The following is a 22,999-nucleotide window of genomic DNA, read 5'->3' as shown; positions in this document are numbered from 1 at the left end:
CATGGTTGGAACGCTGGGAGTGCTTACGCCAGCGCTTTTTCAACTACTTCATATACGTTCGAAGATAGTGGCTCTTTTTTGATACGTTCCAACTGCGCATGCATTAAGGCCTGGCGCGCTTCGTCAAAACGCTGCCAGCGTGTTAGCGGGGTAACCAATCGCGCGGCAATTTCCGGGTTTAGCCGATTAAGCTCAATCACCACATCGGCAAGCAGCGCGTAGCCCTTACCATCCAGGCGATGGAAATTAACCCGATTTTGCGTAAAAGCACCCACTAGCGCACGTACTTTGTTTGGGTTCTTGATTGAAAATGCCGGATGCTGCATCAAGAACTCGACACGCTCCAGCACATCAGACTGCGGCCGCGTCACTTGAATCGTAAACCACTGGTCCATAACCAGCGAATCATGCGCCCATTTTTCACCAAACGCTTTTAAAGCAGGTGACGACACGTCATCACGTTCGCTATGCACAAGCAGCGTTAGCGCATGGCGAACATCGGTCATATTGTGGTCAGCGGCAAACTGGGCCTGGCAAAATGCAATCGCCTGCTCATCCTCAATCGACATCAAATAGCTAAGCGCTATGTTTTTGAGGCTACGCTGGGCGATTTGCTCAGGCGTTGGCGCGTAAGCCTCCTCCGAGCGATTGGCTTCAAACGTGGCCACAAATTCATCGCGAAGTGCTAACGCCAATGATTGGCGCACAAACTCACGCGCCGCGTGAATCGCATCGACATCGACGATCGGCTGCTGCTCGGCAATGTAGGCTTCAGAAGGCAGGGTTAGCATCTCGGCCAGCACCGCCTTGTCAGACGTCGAGCTTGTCAGCAGCGCTCTAAAGGCTTCCGTAACGCGGCCATCCATGACTTTTTCAACGCCATTACGATGCGCCGCGATCAAATCGTCCAACGCCAGCATGGCCAAGCGCTGACCGGAATCCCAGCGGTTAAAACCATCACTATCATGGGTGAGCAAAAATGCCAGTTCTTCACGTGAATAGGGGAAATGTAGCTTCACTGGCGCCGAGAAGTCACGCAGCAGTGACGGTACTGGCGCCTCGGCCACATCGGTAAAGACAAAGGTCTGCTCATTCTCGCGTAAATGGATCACCGCATCCTTGCCCAGCACTTCCCCGGCCATGGTCAGCGTTAAGTCCTGACCAGATTTGGTTCCCACCAGCCCCATCCGCACAGGGATATGCAGTGGCTGCTTCTCGGTTTGGCCGGGCGTGGCAGGCGTGCGTTGCCGAAGCGTTAGCCTGTATTCACTATGTACATAGTCGTATTCGCCGTGGACATCAATCTCTGGCGTACCTGCCTGCGCGTACCAGCGCATAAATTGATCAAGTGTTTGGCCCGACGCCTCTTCCATACAGCCAACAAAGTCTTCAATGGTGACCGCCTGACCATCAAAGCGCTCAAAGTAGGCATCGGCCCCTTGGCGGAAATTTTCCCACCCCACCAGGTTACACAGCATACGCACTACTTCTGCACCCTTTTCATAAATAGTCAGGGTGTAGAAATTGGTGATTTCAATGTAGTGGTCGGGGCGCACAGGATGCGCAGTGGGGCCTGCATCTTCTGCAAACTGCGCCGTACGGAAAAAAGACACATCTTGAATACGCTTAACCGGCGCCGAGTTGGTATCAGCGGAAAAACACTGGTCCCTAAAAACGGTAAAGCCTTCTTTCAGCGATAGCTGGAACCAGTCACGACAGGTCACTCGATTGCCGGACCAGTTATGAAAATATTCGTGGGCCACAATGCCTTCCACGTTTTGAAACGTGGCATCGGTGGCGGTATTGGGATGCGTCAGTACAGCGGCAGAGTTGAAAATATTCAGCCCCTTGTTCTCCATCGCTCCCATATTGAAATCGTTAACGGCCACGATCATAAACAGATCAAGATCATATTCGCGGCCATAGGTCTGTTCATCCCACGCCATGGAACGCTTGAGAGAAGCCATAGCGTGTTTGGTCTTATCCAGATTTTCCTCTTCTACCCAAATTTGCAGCGTGACATCACGGCCGCTCATGGTAGAAAAGTGGTCTTCAACCTTGTGTAAATCACCCGCTACCAACGCAAACAGGTAGCACGGTTTAGGATGCGGATCTTCCCATTTCACGAAATGGCGACCGTTTTCCAATATACCGCTGTCCACGGGGTTGCCGTTAGCCAGCAAAACGGGTTCGTTGTTTTGATCACCAATGACCGTGACGGTAAAGGTGGCCATCACATCCGGGCGGTCTGGGTAGAACGTAATGCGCCGAAAACCTTCCGCTTCACACTGGGTACAGTACATACCACTCGACTGGTAAAGTCCCTCCAGAGCAGTGTTAGTACCAGGCGCAATTTCTACCTCACTTTCAAGGCTGAACGTTCCCGGCAACTGCATAATACGCAGGCTGCCCTCATCCAATTGGTAATCCGCCTCCGCTAGCGGTGTGCCATCAATGGCCAACGAGATCAGCGACAGCTGCTCGCCATTCAGCACCAGAGGCGTTTGGGCGTCTACGTTTTCGTTACGTTCAATCAACAATCGTGCTTTTACACGGGTGGCAGCAGGGTCAAGATCAAACGTCAGCTCGGTGTGGGTGACCTGGTAGGCGGGCGGCTGATAGTCGCTTAAATAAACCGGCTGCGGATCAGACATAGTGCGTTAGCTCCTGTAATAAACGATGGTTGCGAGTAGGCAAAAAGAGTGGCAAAAACGGGGCAGCGCATAGACACCGCCCTACACGTGATAAGGCTTAATCGCGGAAATTATCAAACTGCAGAGGTAGTTCAGGTCCCTCTTCACCCCGTAAAAGCGCCATGACGCCTTGTAAGTCGTCACGTTTTTTCCCGGTCACGCGAACTTTTTCACCCTGAATTTGCGCTTGGACTTTAAGCTTACTCGCCTTGATACGCTTTACCACATCCTTGGCTTCTACCGCATCAAGCCCCTGCTTCAAAACGACTTCCTGACGCGCCTTCACCCCGGAAAGCTCGGGGTCTTGAACATCCATGCAGCGCGCATCAATGCCTCTGGCAATTAACCGACCGCGCAGTACATCCAGCATCTGCTTAAGTTGAAAATCGACCTGGGCCTCTAACTGCACTTTTTCGCCTTCAAGGGCGAAGCTTGCGTCAACGCCTTTAAAATCAAAACGCGACTGCACTTCACGATTCGCCTGGTCAACGGCGTTAGACGCTTCGTGCTGATCAAATTCCGACACAATATCAAAAGAGGGCATGGCATTTTTCCTGGCAAGTTATGAAGGGTTATTTTAGAGCAGTAAGCTCCCTATCGGCCAATTCTGTTATTGATTAGCCGCAAAAACCTCGATTCCTACGGAAAAGCTTAACAACTGTATAAATTTTATTCACATTTAAGCCATCATCACGGCATTGCAAGCTCTATATGGCGTAGGCTAGAGACCTTCAGGCAGCCTTTTAAGAGGAAAGTGACGGTGAAAGACCGCGATACACGCCATAAAGCGTCGATGGGAAAACTCAAAGCCCGCGTGGATGAAAAAATAGCCAGCGCTACAGAACAGCGCGGACTGCTGCTGGTGAATACCGGGAATGGTAAAGGCAAGACCACGGCCGCCTGGGGCACCGTCACCCGTGCGTTGGGCTATGGCTATAACGTGGGTGTTATTCAGTTTATTAAAGGCTTATGGGAGTGTGGCGAACGCAACCGTTTGGAAGATGACCCTAATCTTGACGTCGCAATTATGGCAACGGGCTTTACCTGGGATACCCAAAACCGTGAAGCCGACACTCAAGCCTGTCTGGCCGTTTGGAAAGAGGCTGAGCGCATGCTGGCTGACCCAAACACTTACCTGGTCGTGCTGGATGAAATTACCTACATGCTCAAGTTTGGCTACCTGGATATCGCCACCGTTAAAGCGGCGCTTGAAAATCGCCCCAGCGAGCAGACAGTAATTATTACGGGGCGTAATGCGCACCGAGAACTGATAGCCATGGCGGATACCGTCACCGAAATGCAGGAAGTTCGCCACGCCTTTAATAATGGCCTACAGGCACGTCATGGCATTGATTTTTAATCAAGGTTTACCAAAAAGGGGCGCCAAGGCACCCCTTCTAATACACCCGACGATATTCTCAGCGAGTGTTATTCGACGACAGCGGATTATTCGCCGTCAAACGGATTGCGCAGTACGATGGTTTCAACACGGTCTGGACCCGTTGAAATAATATCGATACTGGTGCCCACCTGCTCTTCCAGGAAACTGATGTAAGCGCGGGCATTGGCCGGTAAGTCGTCGACGTTTTTAGCACCCAGCGTCGACTCTTTCCAGCCTGGTAAATCCTGATAAAGCGGCTCTATGGCTTCGTAGCCTTCAGAATCAACCGGGTTGTCCAGCACGTCACCATCTTTACTGCGATAGCCCACGCACACCCGAATATTTTCCAGACCATCGAGCACGTCAAGCTTGGTCAGGCAGATGCCGGATATTGAGTTAATTTGTACCGCATGACGCAGGGCCACAGCATCAAACCAACCGCAACGGCGTGGACGACCCGTGGTGGCGCCAAATTCGTGGCCACGCTCAGCCAGGTGACGGCCATGGTCGTCGAACAGCTCAGTGGGGAACGGTCCTGAACCCACGCGCGTGGTATACGCTTTGGTAATACCCAGCACATAATCCAGGTAAAGCGGGCCGACACCAGAACCCGTGGCCGTGCCGCCAGCCGTGGTGTTGGAGCTGGTAACAAACGGGTACGTACCGTGGTCGATATCCAGTAGCGAGCCTTGGGCGCCCTCAAACAGAATATTTTCACCCGCCTTGCGCAGGTCGTGAACCATGCTCACGGTATCGCATACCATCGGACGAAGCTCATCGGCCATTTGCATGGCGCTGTCCAGCACTTCCTGGAAGTCGACGGCGGGTTCACCGTGGTAGTTAACCAATACGAAGTTGTGGTAATCCAGCACTTCGCCCAGTTTGGAGGCAAACCGCTCCCGATGAAGCATATCGCCCAAGCGCAAGCCACGGCGTGCCACTTTATCTTCGTAAGCCGGACCAATGCCTCGACCCGTTGTGCCAATCTTGGCAACGCCACGGGCTTTTTCGCGGGCCTGATCAAGGCGCACGTGGTAAGGCAAAATCAGCGGGCAGGCAGGTGAAAGGCGCAGGCGCTCACGCACCGGTACACCTTTATCTTCAAGCTCGCGGATCTCTTTAATCAGCGCTTCAGGCGAAAGCACCACCCCGTTGCCGATTACGCAGGTTTTACCCGGACGCAGGACACCCGACGGAATGAGATGAAGCACCGTTTTTTCACCGTCGATTACCAGCGTGTGGCCCGCATTATGGCCACCCTGGAAACGCACTACCGCCGCCGCTGACTCGGTGAGCAGGTCAACAATCTTGCCTTTGCCTTCATCACCCCATTGGGTGCCCAGGACTACGACATTCTTACCCATTATGCACTCGTCTCTTGTGTCAGGGCCGTTGTCTGCCAACAGCCATCGATAAACTCAAGACGGCGGTCACACTTGTGCTCCGCCGGCCCAGTACGCTGCCCAGGCAGCGCTTGAATAACGCGTTCTCCCTGCTCTCGCAGTGCAACTATGGCAGCGTTGAGAGACTCTTCCTCTTGGGCAGGCGCCCAAATGGCGCCGTTGCCTGGCGATGCCAAGGCCAATGATGCCAACTGCTTTAAATCCATCGAAAAGCCAGTAGCCGGACGTGCACGCCCAAAGGCGCGCCCCGTATCATCATAGCGGCCACCCTTTGCAAGCGCATGGCCGTAACCTGGCACATAAGCGGCAAACATCATGCCTGTGTGGTATTGATACCCACGCAACTCGGCAAGATCAAAATAGAGCGACACGTCAAAGCGAGCCAACACACCCTGATACAGCACACTTAACTGATCAAGCGCGGCGGTTACAGAGGCCGGAGCACCTGCAAAGCGCTCGCGTGCTTGCTCAAGTATACTGGCGTCGCCGTGCAACTCACCTAGCGCCATAAACATATCGGCCAGTACCGGGTCGCTGACGCTTGCGTTAACTTGCTCCGCCAATTGTCCCGGCGACTTGAGTGCCAGTGCCTCAAACAGCGTGCTCTCCTGCTCATTATTAAGCGCGGCAGCGTCTACCAAACTACGGTAAATGCCGATGTGCCCAAGAGCCAGATGTATTTCACCTGCGCCTGCGGCTTTTAAACTGGCGAGCGCCAAATGAATGATTTCACTATCGGCCTCTAACCCAGCATGGCCAAACAGTTCGACGCCGACCTGAACAGGGCTGCGTCCGCCCTGATGCTGATCAGCTTTAGCGCGCAGTACGTTCGTGCAGTAGCACAGCCGAACGGGCCCTTGGCGTTTGAGCGAGTGGGCATCCATACGCGCCACCTGCGGCGTAACATCTGCCGAGGCGCCCATCATACGGCCGGTTAATTGGTCTGTTAGCTTAAAGGTTTGCAGATCAAGGTCGGTACCGGTACCGGTCAACAAGGAGTCTAGAAACTCCACCGGTGGTGGCATGACCTGGTCATAGCCCCAGCAATGATAAAGATCAAGCAGCGCGCGGCGCAGCTCTTCCATGCGGCTTGCCTGAGGCGGTAGCACCTCATCCATGCCGTCGGGCAACAGCCAGCGGTCAGCGATGGTCATGTAAACAATCCTGCAAGACGATGAAGGCCCTGGAGTCGATGAATACGCGCTTGACGCATTAACGTTAAATGAGGGCCACAAAAAAACCGGGCGACGCCCGGTTCAATTAAGTCTACCACGTTTGCTCAAGGGATGAACCCCGCCATGCGTTCTGCTTCATGGCAAAGTTCACCTCTATGCCAACTTACTCTTCTTCGCCTGCTTGCCCGTTAGGATTAGCACTGCGCAGGTAACGGAAAAAGTCGCTGCTGGGGTCTAATACCAGCATATCACCGTCGCCCGAGAAGCTGTCGCGGTAAGCATTCAAGCTACGCCAAAAGGAGAAAAACTCCTGATCCTGGCCATACGCTTCAGAAAAGATACTGGCCGCCTGTGCATCACCTTCACCGCGCAGCGTCTCTGCACGCTCATTTGCCTGAGCGATAAGTACGTGGCGACGACGGTCAGCATTAGCGCGAATCCGCTCAGCTTCCTCCTGCCCCTGGGCACGCCATTCGCGGGCTTCGCGCTCACGCTCAGAACGCATCCGTTCAAAGACTGCCGCTGACACGTCTTCAGGTAAATCAATACGCTTGATGCGAATATCGCGGATAGCGACACCCAGCTCATCACGCATCAGGCTGTCCAGCTCTTCGGTAGGACCAATCATCAGGTCATCACGGCGCTCGGCAATGATTTCCTGCAGATTAAGACGGCCAAACTCGTTACGTAAGCTCTCGTCAACACGTGGCTGAATAAGGCGGATCGCCATCATTTCATCGCCTGCCGTTGCCTCGTAGTAGCGGGTAGGATTAACCACCTGCCATTTAACGTAGGAGTCGACGATAACTGCTTTTTGCTCAAGCGTCAGATAACGACTGGTATCGGTATCCAGCGTCAGCAGGCGCGTATCAAACTTACGGATCGTTTGAGCAACCGGTATTTTGACATGCAGGCCAGGCTGAATATTCTCTTCAATAACCTCACCAAAGCGCAGTTTTACGGCACGCTGTGTCTCATCAACAACATACAGCGAATTACTTGCCAACCACGCGACAACAGCCAAGCCACCAACGATCAGCAGGGATCGATTATTAATCATTTACCGGCCCTCCCTGCGAATAGAGCTACTACTTGAAGATGAAGAATTCGTCGTTTGGCTTCCACGTAAACTTTCTACAACACGCGGATCCAACTCCTCACTGCCTGAGCCACTGTCATTAGCGCTTGATGCGCTATTGCTGCGCCCACTATTGCCACGCATTTGATCAAGCGGCAGATACATTAGCGGTGCATTTTCGCTTACATCCATGAGTACCTTGGGCGTACCGCCGTAGACGCTTTCAAGCGTATCCAGGTACATCCGCTCACGCATTACCTCTGGCGCATTTTGGTACTCTGTTAACAAGGCATTGAAGCGATTCGCTTGACCCTGAGCTTCGGCCACGACCGACTCACGATACCCTTGGCCTTGCTCAACCACGCGTTGGGCTTGACCCTGAGCGGCCGGGATAATGGCGTTAGCGTAAGCCATGCCTTCGTTAATGGTACGCTGGCGGTCTTCGCGAGCACGAATTACGTCATCGAATGCGTCGATAACCGGCGCAGGCGCGGAAGTCGACTCAATGTTAATGGTTTGTAAACGGATACCCGCTCCATACGCATCAAGATAGGACTGCAAGCGGCTAGCGACCGAGCTGCCCAGGATTTCACGCCCTGAGGTCAGGATATCGATCATGTCTGTGCCACCTACAACGTGACGCAAAGCAGAATCAAGCGCATTTTCCATGGACAGTGCAGGATCACGCACATTGAGAACAAAATCTTGCGGATTTGCGACCTGGTACTGCGCCGATATTTCCACTTCCACGATGTTTTCATCGCGCGTCAGCATCGCCTGGGTTTGTGACACAGAGCGAACACGCGTGACATTCACCATGCGGACATCGTCAATCAACGGCGGATTCCAGTGAAGGCCCGGCCCAACAACGCTCTGGTACTCACCAAAACGTAAAACAACGCCACGCTCAGACTGATCCACCAGATAGAAGCCGGAGGCTGCCCAAATCGCTAGCGCAACCACAACTAAAAGGCCCGGCAATGCAAGCGTATTACGTGGTTTACCACCACCGCTTCCACTGTTCCGCTTGTTTCCGTTGCCTTTTTTACTGCCGCCGCCCAGCATGCCGTTCAGCTTGTCTTGAAACTTCTTGAGCGCTTCATCAAGGTCAGGAGGGCCTTGGTTATTACCCCCATTGTTCCCGCCCCGATTACCGCCGTCGTTGCCACCACGGTTATCACCGTCGTTGCCACCCCGTCGACCACCACCACTCCATGGGTCGTGCTGGTTGCCACCACCAGGCTCATTCCAGGCCATACTTCGTCTCCACTAAGATGCTCATCTGCGCATGGCATGCCTTCGGCAAGCTCCATGCGCTTTATTGAAATTATTGCTATATCAAACTGTTATTACCATCCCTTACACGAGTAGAAAAGCAAGGACCTACCACTCGTCAACTTCACGTAATGCTACAGGCAAATAGGTGTTAGCGCGCTCACCCAGCTGCGCCATTAATTGGTTAAAGTCGCGACGCGGTAGTCGAACATCCAATACAGAGCGCCCCTGCTCATCAAATGCTTCCTGACGCACGGCGTTTAGCTCATGAAGCCCTGCCCGCAGCTTGCCCTGTTCTGGCGTCAGTGTCAGCGAAAATCCGATGACATCGCCAGCCAAGCGCTCAGTAAGCGCTTCATGAAGTAGCTCAAGACCTTGGCCTTGTTGAGCAGACAACCACACCACTTCAGGCACGCCATGCCCATCACGCTCAATACGCGGCGCGCTATCAAGCTTGTCGATTTTATTCATTACCTTGAGAACCGGCACACTATCGGCGCCAATCTCTTTCAATACGTGCTCTACCTGGTCAACGTTTAGCTCGCGATCAGGGTCGGCTGCATCAATCACATGCACCAGCAAGGTGGCTTCCGCTGCCTCCTGAAGCGTCGCCTGGAACGCCTCAACAAGCTTATGGGGCAAATGCCGGATAAACCCTACCGTATCCGCCATCACCACCGGGCCCACGTCTTCGATCTCAAGGCGCCTCAGTGTCGGGTCCAGTGTTGCAAACAATTGGTCAGCGGCATACACATCGGCATTGGTTAACGTATTAAACAGCGTCGATTTGCCTGCGTTGGTATACCCGACCAGCGACACACTGTGGATTTCCGCACGTGCACGGGCGCGGCGGTTCTGCTCACGCTGGCTACGCACTTTATCCAATCGCTTATTGATTGACTTAATACGCCCTCTTAATAAACGGCGGTCGGTTTCCAGCTGCGTTTCGCCGGGCCCACGCAAGCCAATCCCGCCTTTTTGGCGCTCAAGGTGCGTCCACCCACGCACAAGGCGAGTAGACATATACTCTAGCTGAGCAAGCTCGACCTGCAGCTTACCCTCATGGGTTCGTGCCCGTTGCGCAAAAATATCGAGAATCAGACCCGTACGGTCAAGGACTCGGCACTTGAGTTCTTTCTCAAGGTTGCGCTGCTGGGAAGGACTTAAACTATGATTGAAGATCACCAGCTCCGCCTCATGAGCCGCGAGCATGGCTCGCAACTCTTCCAGCTTTCCCGAACCCACAAAGGTTCGTGAATCAGGGCGCTGACGACTAGCGGTGAGCAGCGTCGCGGGCTCTGCACCTGCAGAGCGCACGAGCTCTAAGAACTCACCCGGGTCTTCACGTGCTTGTTCGTCATGAAAATCAACGTGGACAAGAACTGCCGTTTCACCGGCTTCTGGGCGTTCAAAAAACAATCAATACCTCGAGGACTCTATTGCTCATCCAGCGGTGTTAAACATCCGCATCAGGCGCGGCCGGGTCTTGTGCCGGCAAACGCACATTACGCGAAGGCACCACCGTGGAAATAGCATGTTTATAAACCATCTGACTAACGGTGTTACGCAGCAGAATAACAAACTGGTCAAACGATTCGATCTGGCCTTGAAGCTTAATGCCATTTACCAAAAAGATGGAGACCGGAATGCGCTCTTTGCGCAAAATATTCAAGTAAGGATCTTGAAGGGACTGCCCTTTGGACATGTTGCTCTCCCTAAACTGTCGTTGGGGTTGGTTGTTAAATGGCGTGCCCTACTGGTGCTACGCCGCAATCTATTTGCCCGAAAGGCCCGTGTGGTTGAAAGCGCCCTTCGGCTACTCAAAAACACACGCTCACGAAACCACTATCTTACGCTAAGCACCGCTTTCACGCACGAATTTCAGCGTCTTATCCACCACGTCCAACTGCTGCGAATCAATCCAGGTAAGATTAGACCAGCTTCTTAACCAGGTTAGCTGACGCTTGGCGAGCTGGCGAGTAGCAATTACGCCGCGCTCCTTTAAGACAGCATAGTCGTACTCACCGTTCAGATACTCCCACACCTGACGATAACCAACGCTTTTCATGGCGGGCAGTTCCAGATGCAGGTCACTACGCTTTTTGAGGGCGGCCACCTCATCTATCAAGCCCTCCTCAAGCATAGCGGCAAAACGTTTTTCAATACGTGCGTGTAAAACACGTCTGTCGCTTGGCGCCAACGCAATGGATAGCACGCGCCAAGGGAAAGGCTCTGGCTGCTGCTCACCCCACAGTTCACTCATTGAGCGCCCACTGGCGTAATAAACTTCGAGTGCGCGCATTAAGCGTTGAGGATCATTGGGATGGATGCGCTGCGCCGACACAGGATCCACATCCATCAGTTTTTTATGCAGCGATTCCAGGCCTTCACTTTCACGCTGTTTGGCTAGCTGCTCGCGAATAGCGGGGTCCGCCGCAGGCATATTTGCGACCCCTTCAACCAGGCGCTTGTAGTACAGCATGGTGCCGCCCACGAGCAGTGGCACCTTGCCCGCTGCGCTGATTTGCCGCATCTCACTAAGCGCATCTTCTCGAAAATCAGCGGCTGAATAGGGCTCTGCAGGATCACGCAGATCTATTAACCGATGGGGTGCACGGGCAAGCTCAGCAGCACTGGGCTTAGCACTACCAATATTCATACCGCGGTAGACCATTGCGGAATCAACGCTGATTAGCTCATGCCCTAGCTGCTCGTGCAGCGCGATTGCCGTATCGGTTTTCCCGGCCGCCGTGGGGCCCATTAAAAAAATCGCCCAAGGGCGTGTATCAGCCATACCGTGGCAAACTCCGCCAAAAAATAACAGGGATTAATTCAGCCAGCCGCCACTTGGCAACATCTGGCAGCACCGCTACTGTCCGCGCAAAAACAACCGATCAAGCGCTTTTAGGTTCATTTGTGTCCAGGTAGGCCGACCATGATTACACTGATCGCTACGCTCGGTGCGTTCCATATCGCGCAGCAATCCATTCATCTCTTCAATGGTTAGCCGTCGATTCGCACGCACGCTACCGTGGCATGCCATAGTGGAAAGCAGCTCACGAATGCGTGTTTCTACCTGATGGGTGCGCCCAAAACGGGCAAGCTCTTCAAGCATTTCACGCACCAATGCTTCCGGGTCAGCCTGGGCCAAAAGCGCGGGTAACTGGCGCACCAGCAGCGTTTCCGGCCCTGCAACATCCAGCTCAATCCCCAATTGAGAAATGGCTTTCTGCTCGCTTTCTGCCGTTGCCACTTCCGTGCGGCTGGCAGCAAGCGACACGGGCACCAACAGCGGCTGTGTATCAATGCCACTGGCAGCTGCCAGCTGATTTTTCATCCGCTCGTAGACAATGCGTTCATGGGCGGCGTGCATATCCACCAGCACGAGCCCTTGGGCATTTTGCGCCAGAATATAAATCCCATGCAGCTGCCCCAATGCAAAGCCTAGCGGCGGCGCACTGGTCGGGTCACTTTCAGGCATTACCGCAGGTGCTTCGCGCACCTCGCTGACAGACTGGTGACTACCAGCCCATGCACCCGGCGGCTGCGGCGTAAGCAGCGTATCCTCATGATTAGGGTGCAAGGCCTGATAGCCCTGCATAAAGCGGCGTACTTTTTCAGCCCCCGGGTGACGGTCAGGCGCCTGGGAAAGCGCCATGCCTTGCTGCTGCCACCGGGTAGAATCGGTCTGCTCAGGTTCGGCAGTGGCACCATTCACGCCTTCTGCTGAATGCTCCGAGGCATCACTGGCATCGCCATCACTTTCTTGCGCTGGCTTAGACGTTGCTAGGCAGTGGTGCAGACTTGAGTAGAGAAAATCATGCACCATACGCCCATCACGAAAGCGCACTTCATGCTTGGTGGGATGAACATTCACGTCGACCACATCAGGGTCCAGTGTCAGGTAGAGTACAAACACAGGATGGCGGCCGTTATAGAGCACGTCCCGATAGGCCTGGCGCACGGCATGGGCCACCAGGCGGTCACGCACCACACGCCCGTTAACGAAAAAGTACTGCTGATCGGCCTGAGAGCGTGAATGCGTGGGCAAGCCCACCCAACCGCTTAGGCGCAGACCACCAGCTTCGCGCTCAATATAACGTGCATGCTCAATAAAGTTCTTACCCAGCAGCGAGGCGATACGCCGCTCCTGAGCCACCGCCGTATGCCCAGCAGGTAGCTGGTGGACTACCTTCTGGTTATGACGGAGCACCCAGGTGATGTCGTAACGCGACAGTGCCTGACGCCGAAAGGCCTCTTCCACGTGGGCAAACTCGGTCTTTTCAGTACGTAAGAACTTGCGCCGCGCAGGCGTATTGAAGAACAAATCACGCACCGCAACGCTGGTGCCTCGTGGGTGTGGTGCAGGCGTTACTCGCGCCTCCATCCCTCGCCCTTCGGCCACCACTCGCCAGCCGGTTCGCGGGTCTTCTTCCGCATTGGAAACAAGCTCTAACCGAGAGACAGAGCTTATTGAGGCCAGCGCCTCGCCACGAAACCCCAGAGAACCGACGCCCTCCAGGTCCTCAAGGCTTCCGATTTTACTGGTGGCATGGCGTGCAAGCGCCAGCGGCAAGTCCTGCTCACGAATACCGATGCCGTCATCGCGTACTTTAATTAATCGCGCACCGCCCTGCTCGATCTCAACCTCAATGCGCTGACTTCCCGCATCAATGGCATTTTCCACCAGCTCCTTGGTTACCGACGATGGACGTTCGACAACCTCCCCCGCGGCGATTTGGTTGGCCAAGCGGGGGTCGAGTACATGAATACGTGACGGCAAAGAACTCGACTCGGACACCAGACACCTCAAGAGTTGGGAATACGTAATACTTGGCCCACACGAATAACGTCGCCATTCAAATCATTAGCTTGGCGCAGCTGGCCCACTGGCACACCGTGGCGCAGCGCAATCGAAGAGAGCGTATCGCCTGACTGAATGCGGTACTCATTCCCCGTAGGCTGGCGATGATTATCGCGCTGCCAAGCAAGCAGGCTCGCCGGTGGCGGGTTACGTTCAAAATGCGCGTTTAAACCGGAAAAAATCGCATCCGCAAGCCCCTGCTGGTGAACGGGATCACGCAGTCGACGCTCTTCACTGGGGTTGGAAATAAAGCCAACCTCAATCAATAGCGAAGGAATATCAGGCGATTTAAGTACCATAAAACCGGCCTGCTCGACGCGAGATTTATGCAGCCGATTAATCCGCCCCAACTGCTCAAGCACCTGCCCGCCAATAGACAGAGAATCGTTCAGCGTGGCGGTCATGGTTAAATCAAGCAAAACACCGCGGAGTACTTGATCCTTATCACGCAGCGAAAGGTTGCCGTCCACCCCGCCAATCAGATCAGCGCGGTTTTCGCTGTCGGCAAGCCACTGGGCTGTTTCTGACGTAGCGCCACGCTGCGAAAGCGCGTATACCGAGCTGCCCTCGGGGCGCGGACTGTTAAATGCATCGGCGTGAACCGACACAAAGAAATCGGCCTTTTGCTCACGGGCAAGCTGGGTACGTTGCCGCAGACCTATATAATAATCGCCATCGCGAATAAGCACCGCTTTATAGCCCGGCTTGGCGTTGATTTGCGCAGCCAGTCGGCGGCTTATATCCAGCACAACGTCTTTTTCTCGCGTACCGCCAGGGCCAATAGCGCCTGGATCTTCACCGCCGTGGCCAGCATCAACGGCAATAATAACATCGCGTTGGGGGTGCGGCTGGGCGGGCTGAACTTCGGCCGACTCAGGGCTTTGCGTTCCAGGCGACGCCTGGCTATCCGGCAATTGAGCCTGAACATCGTTTCGCTGCGCCAGCATTTCCTGATCACGAATCATCGCTTCTATCGGATCAATCGGGTTTTCAACGGCACTCTCGCCGGGATACTCAAGGTCTACCACCAAGCGGTGACCATATTGGTCATTAGGCGGCAACACAAAGTGGCGCGGTTCCACTAAGCGATTGAGTTCCAGCACCACGCGCAAACCGCCCCCATCCCGCGGCCCGGTCCGCACAACCTCAATCGCGCTGCCATCTAGCGGCAATGTGGAGGCATCCGTTTTTAGCTGGCTCTCCTCCAAATCAATCACCAGGCGCTCGGGGTCCGACAGGGAAAAAACATTCGCCTGAGTGACGCCGGAAAGATCAAATACCAGCCGCGCGTGGTCGGGGGCGGCCCATAACCGCATGCTTTCAACATCAGCGGCCTGTACAGAAGAAACGCTCGCCATCAGCGCCATCAGCCCTGGCATGACATACCGGGCCAGGCCGGTGAGTTTGTTGCTAGTTACCATGAAGTGGTACCGTCTTCTGACTGCTTAAACGATTGTCTTGACTGCAGCCCATTAAGGACGCACTCACCGTACTCACTGAGTGCGTTTAACGTCGCCTCGCGCCCTGTAGTAGCTACCGTAAGTGATAAGCAAACATCGGGAGCTGGCAGCCACCCCTCACCTCGACTTGGCCACTCAATAATACATAGAGCGTCGTCTGCCAGCACATCACGACCGCCGATAAACTCAAGCTCCTCAGGATCAGATAAACGGTAAAGATCTAAATGATAAATACGCTGTGTACCCAGCTCATAAGGCTCCACGAGGGTATAGGTAGGGCTTTTCACTGCCCCAAAATGCCCATAGGCCCTTAAAATCCCACGTGTTAACGTCGTTTTACCGGCGCCGAGGTCACCTTCCAGGTAAACACGCCCACGCCCCTGCAATACGCGTCCCAGCGCTTCACCAAAAGCGACCTGCGCTTCTTCACTTTCCAATTGCACCTGCATGTGGGCTGCCTTTACGGGTTGATCAATACTCGCGCATAGGATGCCAGATCACTTGCCAGCAAGCCACGTTCTCCTTGTGCCTGTGCGGCACGATCGGCGGCTAGCGCATGCACCATAACGCCTAGCCAGGCACTGCTCTCTACCTCTGCTCGCTGGGCGACCAAGGCGCCGAGCATACCGCTAAGCACATCACCCATTCCACCACTGGCCATACCGGGATTTCCGTAAGGACATACGACCAAGCCACCGGGCCCAGCAATTAAGCTCCCCGAGCCTTTTAGAACAACAACGCCTCCTCGTCTACGCTGTAGCTCACGCGCAGCGGCAGGCCGGTCAGCCTGCACATCGGTGACGCTACACTCAAGCAGCCGGGCAGCTTCGCCAGGGTGCGGCGTTAATATCCAGTTATCACGGCGCTCGCTCGGCCAGTGGCTGGCGAGTAAATTAAGCCCATCGGCATCGACGACCAGCGGAGAGCCCGATGCCAGCGCGTGCTGCAACACAGCCTGCCCCCAAGCGGCCTGTCCCATCCCCGGCCCCACCACCATTACATCGGCTTTTTGCGGCAGTTCGTTTAAATCGGCGCCGCCGCGTACACCGTGCGCCATTACTTCCGGGCAACGCATCAAACTAGCGCTGATGTGCTCTGGCGCGGTAGCCAGGCTTACTTTGCCAGCGCCTAAGCGTACCGCCGCTTGGGAAGCCAGCAGCGCTGCACCACCAAACCCCGGAGCACCGCCCAAGACCAGCACATGCCCCATATCGCCTTTATGGCTGGTACGGGAGCGCGGCGCAAAGGCGTCTGTTAACCAGCCTTCGTCCAGCCGCCACGCACAAGGAGGAATATCAAAAAAGGCCTGCGCTTTAACGCCCAGGGGGCGAAAATCAATCTCCCCCGTATAGGCAGGCGCTTCGCCGGTATGTAGCCCTATCTTGTCGCCAATGAACGTGACGGTAGTATTGGCGTGAACAGCATCACCAAGGACCGCGCCCGTATCCGCGGCTAACCCAGAGGGTATATCGATCGCCAGCACGGGACATTTAGCGGCGTTGATAGCCTTAATCGCCTGTTGCGTTGCCCCTGTCACCTTGCCGGTAAGGCCAATACCGACCAGAGCATCAACAATCACTTCGCCCGAGAACACACAATCGGCGTGCCACGCTTCGCAGGCAACACCGGCAGAGGTTGCAAGCTCGGCAGCCCTGGCGACATCACCTTTCAGAGCATCCAACGGCTTTAGCGTAATACGCTGCACTTTAAGCCCTGACTGAATGGCAAGCGCTGCCAGCACATGACCATCGCCAGCGTTATTTCCCCCACCACACAACACCGTTACGCTACGCGCATGGGGCCAGCGCGCGCGAAAGCTATGCCAAGCACTGGACGCTGCTCGCTGCATTAGGGCAAACCCTTCGATACCACCGGCAATGGTACGGCGGTCCAGTTCACGTACCTGCTCCGCTTTGAATAGCGGGCGCAGCGAGGAAGTACTTAAGGTGGACACGATATCTCCTTTCGCATGTTGTGATGGCGACCAATTGCGTTAGCATAGCGCGACTAATGCTCGACCGTAGACTGATAATGCCCTGTTCCACAGCTTCTTCACTTTCAAGCCATGCCATGACCACTGAACAACTGGCCCATCTTGCTGACCTCATCAAAACCTGGGGCCGCGAGCTGGGCTTTCAGCAGGTAGGTATTACCGATACGCAGCTCGATACGCATGAGCAGCATCTCAACGCATGGCTTGAGAAAGGTTATCACGGTGAGATGAGCTTTATGGACAAGCACGGCACCAAACGTACACGCCCGGCCGAGCTTGAACCGGGCACGCTGCGGATCATCAGCGTGCGTATGGATTATTTACCGCCCGAAGTTGAAACGACTCGGCTGCTGGGGCAGCCGCAAAAAGCCTATGTCTCGCGTTATGCATTGGGCCGCGACTATCACAAGCTAATACGTAAGCGCCTGGCTCAGCTGGGTAAAAAAATCGAACAGGAAGTAGGCCCTTTTGGCTACCGTGCCTTCGTCGATTCTGCCCCGGTAATGGAGCGCGCCCTGGCGCAAAAGGCAGGCCTTGGCTGGTTCGGTAAAAACGCCATGCTGCTCAACCCAAAAGCAGGCTCACTGTTCTTTTTGGGCGAGCTTTATACCGACCTGCCCCTCCCCGTTGACCCGCCCTACGAGCGTGAGCATTGCGGCAGCTGCGATGCTTGTCAGACCGCCTGTCCAACAGGGGCGATTGTTGACGACAAAGTGGTGGATTCGCGCAAGTGCATCTCCTATTTAACGATTGAGCTACACGGAGCGATCCCGGTTGAGTTTCGCCGCGCCATGGGCAACCGCGTATATGGCTGCGACGACTGCCAACTGGTATGCCCGTTCACACGCTTCACCCGCGTGAGTAACGAGCAAGATTTTGCCCCCCGCCACGACCTGGACCGCGCCTCCCTGCTCAGCCTGTTTGGCTGGAGCGAAGAGGCATTTTTGGACAAAACCGCCGGCAGCCCCATTCGACGTATCGGCTACGAACGCTGGCTACGCAATATTGCCATTGGCCTGGGCAACGCACCGTGGAGCGAAGCCGTTGAAGCCGCGCTGTGGGCGCGCCGCGCTTACCCCAGCGCTCTGGTACGTGAACACGTTGCCTGGGCGCTTGATGAACAGCGCCTCAAGCGCGATGCACGCATTGCGACAAGCTAACGTTCAACCGAGGCTTACTCTTCTTCGTCCTGCCCGCCTGCCACGCGCAAAAAGGTATTGCGGTAGTGGGCAAGCTCAGCAATCGACTCTTTGATATCGTCCATTGCCAAGTGCACGTTGCGCTTGCTAAAGCCTGCCAGCGCGCCCGGGTTCCAGCGCTTGGCAAGCTCCTTCACGCTTGAGACATCCAGGTTACGGTAGTGGAAGAAACGCCACAGCGCTGGCATCTCACGCTCCAAAAAGCGTCGGTCCTGATGGATGCTATTACCGCACATGGGCGACGAGCCTGCCACCACGTACTGACGCAAAAATTCCAGTGTCTGCTGCTCAGCACTGGCCGTATCGTTCTGGCTGGCTTTTACGCGCGCGACCAAGCCGGACTCGCCGTGGGTCTTCTGGTTCCAGTCATCCATTTGTGCCAACAGACTATCAGGCTGCTTAACAGCAATTACCGGGCCTTCCGCCACGACGTTTAAATCCGCATCGGTAACGAGCGTTGCCACTTCGATAATGCGCTCTTTATCAGGATCAAGGCCGGTCATTTCCAGGTCGATCCAGACCAGCAGATCACTGCGCGGTTCATTACTATTGCTCATGCTTTTCTCCAGGATAGCCAACGGGTCGAGTTACCCGGCGTCAGTTAACAGGTACACTATCCTCTATTGTACCGAGCATCGAGTGGTCATGAGCAAACGTAAATTAAGCCGCCAGCAGCAGTGGCGAGTCGACAAAGTCCAGGCAGAGCGTGCTAGCCGCGCTGAAAAGCGTGATGTACGCGACGCAGAAAAGTTGGCGGCAGGCGAATACGGCGCCGAACAGCCCGGCCGGGTAATGGCGCATTTCGGGCGAACGCTGGAAGTACGTAATGCCGAGGGCACACCGGTACGCTGCCATCTACGTGCTAATCTGGACGGTATGGTAACCGGTGACCGAGTAATCTGGCGGGCAGGCCAGGAGGGCTCCGGCGTTGTTGTGGCCCGCGAAGAGCGTGACACCGTGCTCAAGCGCCCTGACGCGCGTGGCCAACTCAAGCCGGTCGCCGCCAATATCGACCAGATTTTAATCGTTTTTGCCGTTGAGCCTGCGCCGCACCCTAATTTGATTGACCGTTATCTGGTCGCCGCTGAAGCCACCGCTATCGCGCCTGTCTTGGTACTCAACAAAATCGACCTGCTGCCGGACGATGGCGGCGAGCTTGGCAAGTTACTGGAGCGCTACCGTGCGCTAGGCTACCCGGTGGTGCGCACCACTACAGCCAATGAAGAAGGGCTTGCCCCTTTACGCCAGCAACTTGAGGGTCGCACCTCGGTGTTTGTAGGCCAAAGCGGCGTGGGTAAATCATCGCTAATTGACCTGCTGCTGCCCGATGAGTCACTGCGTATCGGCGCGCTTTCCGAAGATTCACGCAAGGGCACGCACACCACGACTACCGCACGGCTCTATACCATGAACCGCGATGAAGTCACCGATGGCGAGCTGATCGACTCTCCCGGCATTCGGGAATTTGGCTTGATTCATTTGACCGAACAGGACGTGACCGACGGCTTTATCGAGTTCCGCCCTTTCCTGGGCTACTGCCGTTTTCGTGATTGCCGTCATCGGGAGGAGCCAGGCTGCGCTTTACTTGAAGCGGTTGAGGAAGGCAAGATTCACCCGGAACGTTTTGCCAGCTATCGCCGGATTCTCGATAGCTTAGACGCTTGATTTTAAAGGAGCTAACCATGAGCACCGAGCACCCATCGTCAGAGTCAAATCTTCTACCGCTGATCGTTGAGCCAGAACAGTTACAGAGTCACCTGGATCAACCAGCGCTTTTGATCATTGATGTGCCGGTGAATCCGGATAACTACCGCCAGGGGCATGTGCCGGGCGCGGTATATCTGGATTTTCGCTATCTGATGCGCGGCGAAGGCCCGGTGCCCAATGACGTTCCCGATGTAGGCTTCTTATCGCAACTATTCAGCGCATTGGGGCTTACTCGCGACACCCACGTTGTAGCCTATGATGACGAAGGCGGCGGCTGGGCAGCACGCCTTTTATGGACGCTGGAGCTGATTGGCCACACCCGCTACTCCTATTTAAATGGCGGCATTCATGCCTGGCGTGATGCCGGTATGCCCGAAAGTACGGAGCAAACCCGCCCCTCGCCTAGCGAATACCATGCACAAATTTTAAACCCGCAGGCGCTCATCACCTGTGATGAGATTAAAGCCAAGCTGGGTGACAAACAGTTTGCAGTTTGGGATGCGCGCTCCAAGGGTGAATATGACGGCGAGCAAGGCAATAATAAGCATCTTGGCCACATTCCAGGTGCGGTCAATATGGATTGGCTAAACGCCATGGACCGGACCCGCGCCCTGCGTATTCGCGACTACGCCGAGCTTATAACCGAACTTGGGGCCATGGGCCTAACGCCCGATATGGAAGTAGCCACCCACTGCCAGAGCCACCACCGCAGCAGCTTTACCTGGCTGGTGGGTAAAGCACTCGGGTTTAATATACGCGGCTATGCGGGCTCCTGGGGCGAATGGGGCAACCGCGACGATACGCCGATCGAAAAGTAACGTAACCGGCTTGGCTGGCACGACGTTTAACCACTGCTAAAAGTAATTAATGTGACGCTACCTCAAAAAGCTTTCTCGTTACTCCAATACCCGCTTCCCCATCATGCCATCTCGCGCCTGACCGGCACGTTTGCGCAGAGTGAGGTGCCTTGGCTGAAAAACATGCTGATCAAGGCCTTTATCAAGCGGTTTAACGTCGACATGAGCCAGGCACTTGAGCCAGACCCAACGGCGTACGCCAATTTTAACGCGTTCTTTACCCGCGCTTTAAAAGCGGATGCTCGCCCGCTGGGGCAAGGCATTTTAAGCCCGGCCGATGGCTCGCTTTCGCGCCATGGCCGCCTGCAGGTGGGTCAGCTGGTTCAAGCCAAGGGCCATACCTATTCGGCACAGTCGTTACTGGGCGGGGATGCGGCGCTTGCAGAAGAGTTTATGGGCGGCAGTTTCGCGACCGTTTATCTCTCGCCACGCGACTATCACCGTGTACATATGCCCATGACCGGCACGCTACGGGAAATGATTTATGTGCCTGGGCGTATTTTCTCGGTGAATAAAGCCACCGCGAGCTACGTGCCGAACCTGTTTGCACGCAACGAACGTCTGGTATGCATTTTTGATTCAGAGCACGGCCCATTTGCCATGGTATTGGTCGGCGCGATGGTGGTTGCCGCCATTGAAACCGTGTGGTCTGGGCAAGTTACACCGCTGGCGGGCGTGCCTCAACGCACACGTTTTGACAACACCATCACCCTTGAGCGCGGCGAGGAAATGGGGCTATTCAAACTCGGCTCTACCGTTGTGATGTGTTTTGCCAAGCCGGTTGCGTTTAGCAATCCAGCAACGCGTGAGGATTATCGGCCAGAAACCATGGTGCAAATGGGCCAAGCCCTCGGTGATTTTCCGCCAGCCCCGCCTATCGCTTAGCGTTAGCAATTAGGCGTCGAGAAGGTGAGCACGTCTTCAAGGCGTGCTTTACCCAATGCCAATTGAATTAAACGGTCAATTCCCAGCGCTACGCCCGCACACTCGGGCATGCCATGCTCAAGCGCTGCCAGTAAACGCTCATCAACATCGACCTCGGGTAACCCCAGGCGTCGCCGTTCAGCGTTATCGTCGCTAAAGCGAGTGCGCTGCTCCGTGGCATCGGTTAGCTCGTGATACCCATTGGCCAGCTCAATACCGTTCAGGTAAAGCTCAAAACGTGATGCGACCCACTCTCCATCCACATCCTGGTGTCGGCGGGCAAGCGCCGCCTGGCTGGCGGGATAGTCCGTTACCACGCTTAATTCGTTCTGGCCCAACGTGGGCTCAATCACCATGCTCATCAAAAGGTCGAGGCAGGTATCGCGGCCTTCGTTCACCAACGCCCCGGTAGGCATCCGGCCTCGCTCAGCGGCCAGCGCGCGTAGCTTATCAAGTGACGTTGTGAAGGGGTCGACAGCCAAGCAAGTATGAAACAGCTCGCGATAACGATAGTGCACTACCGGCCCGGCAAAAGCAGGTAACAGCGTGGCCACCAGCGTGGTGGTCTCGTCGATCAGTTCGCCAAGCGACAACCCTGGCCGGTACCACTCAAGCATCGTAAATTCAATGTTATGGCGCGAGCCCACTTCACCATCACGAAAACTACGCGCCAGCTGAAAAATGGGCCCACTGCCCGCGGCCACTAAACGCTTCATATGAAATTCAGGTGAGGTTTGCAGCCATAACCGCCGCTGACCTTTATCAGTGCGCGCTTGAGTCGCAAGTGACACCAGGTGCACATCGGTACTTCCGCCCTGCCCAAGCACCGGCGTTTCAACTTCCAGCACGTCACGTTGGGAAAAAAATGCTCGCACTTTTGAAAGAAGACGTGCTCGCTCGCGTAGCGTTTCAATTTGCGCATTTGGTCGCCACTCAATGGCCATCACTGCTCCTTGAATAAAATAAAGCCACGCAAATGCGTGGCCCTAA

At 55.2% G+C, this 22,999-nt stretch carries 20 protein-coding genes; 5 read left to right on the top strand and 15 right to left on the bottom strand.

All coding sequences use genetic code 11. From position 1 onward, the window contains the following. Window positions 1-23: 23 nt before the first annotated feature. Entirely contained in the window at window positions 24-2,654 is a 2,631-nt protein-coding gene (pepN, locus tag ACT3TY_RS02330; protein ID WP_444627253.1) for an aminopeptidase N, read from the bottom strand. A 97-nt stretch (window positions 2,655-2,751) separates the two neighbouring features. Then, window positions 2,752-3,237 (bottom strand): YajQ family cyclic di-GMP-binding protein, encoded by a 486-nt coding sequence (locus ACT3TY_RS02325; RefSeq protein ID WP_444627252.1) that lies wholly within the window; start codon window positions 3,235-3,237, stop codon window positions 2,752-2,754. A gap of 216 nt (window positions 3,238-3,453) precedes the next feature. Between ACT3TY_RS02325 and cobO the strand changes: the two genes are divergently transcribed. Beyond that, a complete protein-coding gene (cobO, locus tag ACT3TY_RS02320; protein ID WP_444627251.1) occupies window positions 3,454-4,053 on the top strand; it encodes a cob(I)yrinic acid a,c-diamide adenosyltransferase in 600 nt (199 codons plus the stop codon). Window positions 4,054-4,139: 86 nt separating this feature from the next. Here the strand turns inward: cobO and ACT3TY_RS02315 are convergent, their stop codons facing one another. The 11 genes from ACT3TY_RS02315 to ACT3TY_RS02265 all read right to left on the bottom strand — a co-directional run bounded on the left by ACT3TY_RS02315 (window position 4,140) and on the right by ACT3TY_RS02265 (window position 17,283). Continuing rightward, window positions 4,140-5,438, bottom strand: a complete 1,299-nt coding sequence (locus ACT3TY_RS02315; protein ID WP_193053829.1) for an adenylosuccinate synthase — start codon at window positions 5,436-5,438, stop codon at window positions 4,140-4,142. Beyond that, the gene (locus ACT3TY_RS02310) at window positions 5,438-6,631 is read right to left on the bottom strand and encodes an ATP phosphoribosyltransferase regulatory subunit (RefSeq protein ID WP_444627250.1); all 1,194 of its coding nucleotides are present in this window, start codon (window positions 6,629-6,631) and stop codon (window positions 5,438-5,440) included. Before ACT3TY_RS02310 ends, ACT3TY_RS02315 begins: the two co-directional genes overlap by 1 nt. Before the next feature lie 184 nt (window positions 6,632-6,815). Beyond that, window positions 6,816-7,712, bottom strand: a complete 897-nt coding sequence (hflC, locus tag ACT3TY_RS02305) for a protease modulator HflC (protein WP_444627249.1) — start codon at window positions 7,710-7,712, stop codon at window positions 6,816-6,818. Continuing rightward, a complete protein-coding gene (hflK, locus tag ACT3TY_RS02300) occupies window positions 7,713-8,987 on the bottom strand; it encodes an FtsH protease activity modulator HflK (RefSeq protein WP_192526309.1) in 1,275 nt (424 codons plus the stop codon). Window positions 8,988-9,113: 126 nt separating this feature from the next. Then, entirely contained in the window at window positions 9,114-10,424 is a 1,311-nt protein-coding gene (hflX, locus tag ACT3TY_RS02295; protein ID WP_172116281.1) for a ribosome rescue GTPase HflX, read from the bottom strand. A 37-nt stretch (window positions 10,425-10,461) separates the two neighbouring features. Then, window positions 10,462-10,710: an RNA chaperone Hfq gene (gene hfq, locus ACT3TY_RS02290; protein ID WP_444627248.1), complete on the bottom strand. Its 249-nt coding sequence runs from the start codon at window positions 10,708-10,710 to the stop codon at window positions 10,462-10,464. A 150-nt stretch (window positions 10,711-10,860) separates the two neighbouring features. Continuing rightward, entirely contained in the window at window positions 10,861-11,799 is a 939-nt protein-coding gene (miaA, locus tag ACT3TY_RS02285; RefSeq protein ID WP_444627247.1) for a tRNA (adenosine(37)-N6)-dimethylallyltransferase MiaA, read from the bottom strand. 75 nt (window positions 11,800-11,874) lie between these two features. Then, the gene (mutL, locus tag ACT3TY_RS02280) at window positions 11,875-13,806 is read right to left on the bottom strand and encodes a DNA mismatch repair endonuclease MutL (RefSeq protein ID WP_444627246.1); all 1,932 of its coding nucleotides are present in this window, start codon (window positions 13,804-13,806) and stop codon (window positions 11,875-11,877) included. Window positions 13,807-13,814: 8 nt separating this feature from the next. After that, window positions 13,815-15,290 (bottom strand): N-acetylmuramoyl-L-alanine amidase, encoded by a 1,476-nt coding sequence (locus tag ACT3TY_RS02275; protein WP_444627245.1) that lies wholly within the window; start codon window positions 15,288-15,290, stop codon window positions 13,815-13,817. Beyond that, the gene (gene tsaE / locus ACT3TY_RS02270; RefSeq protein ID WP_444627244.1) at window positions 15,284-15,778 is read right to left on the bottom strand and encodes a tRNA (adenosine(37)-N6)-threonylcarbamoyltransferase complex ATPase subunit type 1 TsaE; all 495 of its coding nucleotides are present in this window, start codon (window positions 15,776-15,778) and stop codon (window positions 15,284-15,286) included. Before tsaE ends, ACT3TY_RS02275 begins: the two co-directional genes overlap by 7 nt. Window positions 15,779-15,789: 11 nt before the next feature. Further along, the gene (locus tag ACT3TY_RS02265) at window positions 15,790-17,283 is read right to left on the bottom strand and encodes an NAD(P)H-hydrate dehydratase (protein WP_444627243.1); all 1,494 of its coding nucleotides are present in this window, start codon (window positions 17,281-17,283) and stop codon (window positions 15,790-15,792) included. Between the two features lie 116 nt (window positions 17,284-17,399). Here ACT3TY_RS02265 and queG point away from each other — a divergent pair, with 116 nt between their 5' ends. After that, window positions 17,400-18,482 carry a tRNA epoxyqueuosine(34) reductase QueG gene (gene queG, locus ACT3TY_RS02260; protein ID WP_444627242.1) on the top strand — a complete coding sequence of 361 codons (1,083 nt, stop codon included), beginning with the start codon at window positions 17,400-17,402 and terminating at the stop codon, window positions 18,480-18,482. A gap of 14 nt (window positions 18,483-18,496) precedes the next feature. Here queG and orn read toward each other — a convergent pair whose 3' ends face one another. Next, window positions 18,497-19,078: an oligoribonuclease gene (gene orn, locus ACT3TY_RS02255; protein WP_172116274.1), complete on the bottom strand. Its 582-nt coding sequence runs from the start codon at window positions 19,076-19,078 to the stop codon at window positions 18,497-18,499. An 88-nt stretch (window positions 19,079-19,166) separates the two neighbouring features. Here orn and rsgA point away from each other — a divergent pair, with 88 nt between their 5' ends. The 3 genes from rsgA to asd are packed head-to-tail and all read left to right on the top strand — an operon-like array spanning window position 19,167 to window position 21,970. Beyond that, window positions 19,167-20,186 carry a small ribosomal subunit biogenesis GTPase RsgA gene (rsgA, locus tag ACT3TY_RS02250; protein ID WP_444627241.1) on the top strand — a complete coding sequence of 340 codons (1,020 nt, stop codon included), beginning with the start codon at window positions 19,167-19,169 and terminating at the stop codon, window positions 20,184-20,186. A 17-nt stretch (window positions 20,187-20,203) separates the two neighbouring features. Next, window positions 20,204-21,046, top strand: a complete 843-nt coding sequence (locus ACT3TY_RS02245; RefSeq protein WP_192526303.1) for a sulfurtransferase — start codon at window positions 20,204-20,206, stop codon at window positions 21,044-21,046. A 51-nt stretch (window positions 21,047-21,097) separates the two neighbouring features. Then, the gene (asd, locus tag ACT3TY_RS02240; protein ID WP_444627240.1) at window positions 21,098-21,970 is read left to right on the top strand and encodes an archaetidylserine decarboxylase; all 873 of its coding nucleotides are present in this window, start codon (window positions 21,098-21,100) and stop codon (window positions 21,968-21,970) included. Window positions 21,971-21,972: 2 nt separating this feature from the next. Here asd and epmA read toward each other — a convergent pair whose 3' ends face one another. Further along, window positions 21,973-22,953: an EF-P lysine aminoacylase EpmA gene (gene epmA, locus ACT3TY_RS02235; protein WP_444627239.1), complete on the bottom strand. Its 981-nt coding sequence runs from the start codon at window positions 22,951-22,953 to the stop codon at window positions 21,973-21,975. Window positions 22,954-22,999 lie beyond the last annotated feature (46 nt).

It is taken from the genome of Halomonas sp. AOP22-C1-8 (assembly GCF_052378905.1).
Lineage (GTDB): Bacteria > Pseudomonadota > Gammaproteobacteria > Pseudomonadales > Halomonadaceae > Vreelandella > Vreelandella citrativorans.
This window is presented reverse-complemented; position numbering and strand designations above follow the sequence as displayed.

Bases quoted from the DNA above. Each gene is read 5' to 3' on its own strand.
- pepN (WP_444627253.1), bottom strand. From the start codon at position 2,654: ATGTCTGATCCGCAGCCGGTTTATTTAAGCGACTATCAGCCGCCCGCC.
- ACT3TY_RS02325 (WP_444627252.1), bottom strand. From the start codon at position 3,237: ATGCCCTCTTTTGATATTGTGTCGGAATTTGATCAGCACGAAGCGTCT.
- ACT3TY_RS02315 (WP_193053829.1), bottom strand. From the start codon at position 5,438: ATGGGTAAGAATGTCGTAGTCCTGGGCACCCAATGGGGTGATGAAGGC.
- ACT3TY_RS02310 (WP_444627250.1), bottom strand. From the start codon at position 6,631: ATGACCATCGCTGACCGCTGGCTGTTGCCCGACGGCATGGATGAGGTG.
- hflC (WP_444627249.1), bottom strand. From the start codon at position 7,712: ATGATTAATAATCGATCCCTGCTGATCGTTGGTGGCTTGGCTGTTGTC.
- hflK (WP_192526309.1), bottom strand. From the start codon at position 8,987: ATGGCCTGGAATGAGCCTGGTGGTGGCAACCAGCACGACCCATGGAGT.
- hfq (WP_444627248.1), bottom strand. From the start codon at position 10,710: ATGTCCAAAGGGCAGTCCCTTCAAGATCCTTACTTGAATATTTTGCGC.
- miaA (WP_444627247.1), bottom strand. From the start codon at position 11,799: ATGGCTGATACACGCCCTTGGGCGATTTTTTTAATGGGCCCCACGGCG.
- ACT3TY_RS02275 (WP_444627245.1), bottom strand. From the start codon at position 15,290: ATGGTAACTAGCAACAAACTCACCGGCCTGGCCCGGTATGTCATGCCA.
- tsaE (WP_444627244.1), bottom strand. From the start codon at position 15,778: ATGCAGGTGCAATTGGAAAGTGAAGAAGCGCAGGTCGCTTTTGGTGAA.
- queG (WP_444627242.1), top strand. From the start codon at position 17,400: ATGACCACTGAACAACTGGCCCATCTTGCTGACCTCATCAAAACCTGG.
- orn (WP_172116274.1), bottom strand. From the start codon at position 19,078: ATGAGCAATAGTAATGAACCGCGCAGTGATCTGCTGGTCTGGATCGAC.
- rsgA (WP_444627241.1), top strand. From the start codon at position 19,167: ATGAGCAAACGTAAATTAAGCCGCCAGCAGCAGTGGCGAGTCGACAAA.
- ACT3TY_RS02245 (WP_192526303.1), top strand. From the start codon at position 20,204: ATGAGCACCGAGCACCCATCGTCAGAGTCAAATCTTCTACCGCTGATC.
- epmA (WP_444627239.1), bottom strand. From the start codon at position 22,953: ATGGCCATTGAGTGGCGACCAAATGCGCAAATTGAAACGCTACGCGAG.